This is a genomic window from Sphingobacterium sp. UBA5670 (genome assembly GCF_002420705.1).
Taxonomy (GTDB): Bacteria; Bacteroidota; Bacteroidia; order Sphingobacteriales; family Sphingobacteriaceae; genus Sphingobacterium.
Map to the genome: position 1 here is coordinate 669039 of NZ_DIIM01000021.1, position 719 is coordinate 669757.

The following is a 719-nucleotide window of genomic DNA, read 5'->3' on the forward strand; positions in this document are numbered from 1 at the left end:
TGGCATTACCGACAAAACTGCACAGACAACTTCGCTGCTTCCGGATGTTGGGATCCATAGCGTTGACCTACGTAATATGCTGGTCCGCTATGAAGACCAGTCGAGTTCGCTTAAATCCCAATTTATCCTAAAAAGTCTCTATGCCGACATCAATAAGATCGATCTAAACAAAGAAGTTGTCGACATCCAAAAGCTCGATCTCGACGGCTCAGACAATAATGTCCTGCTGGGAAAAATTCAAAACGCTGCGGCCAACGCGGCGATAGTCCAGGAAGCAAAAACCAAGGAAGAAAAGACCAACACTGCCAAAGCAGATACCAGTGCGGCCACAAAGATGAACTGGGTCGTTGCGGCAAAAGATATCAACATCAATAATACCAGCATACGTTTCAAAGACGACAATCAGCCCCGCATCAAAGGATTTGACTATTTTAACATCCACATGCCGGGACTCAAAACGCAGCTGACAGATTTATATTACAGCGCCGATTCCATCAGCGGATCATTGAAAGAGCTCGTCGCAGCTGATCACTCGGGCTTTGCCATTAAGCAGCTAAGGGCCGATTTCAACTATACCGGTACAGGTGCTGAGATCAAAAATCTGTACGCGGAAACTCCCCGCACGCTGATCCGCGATTATTTTAAGATAAGCTATCCCTCCCCGGACGTCATCACCAAACACCCCGAACTGGTCACTGTCAATGCTAATCTTACAAAAA

At 46.6% G+C, this 719-nt stretch carries 1 pseudogene; it reads left to right on the forward strand.

Going from position 1 to position 719, the window contains the following annotated elements:
• Positions 1-719, forward strand: a pseudogene (locus B3C94_RS20775) (translocation/assembly module TamB); the annotation flags it as partial.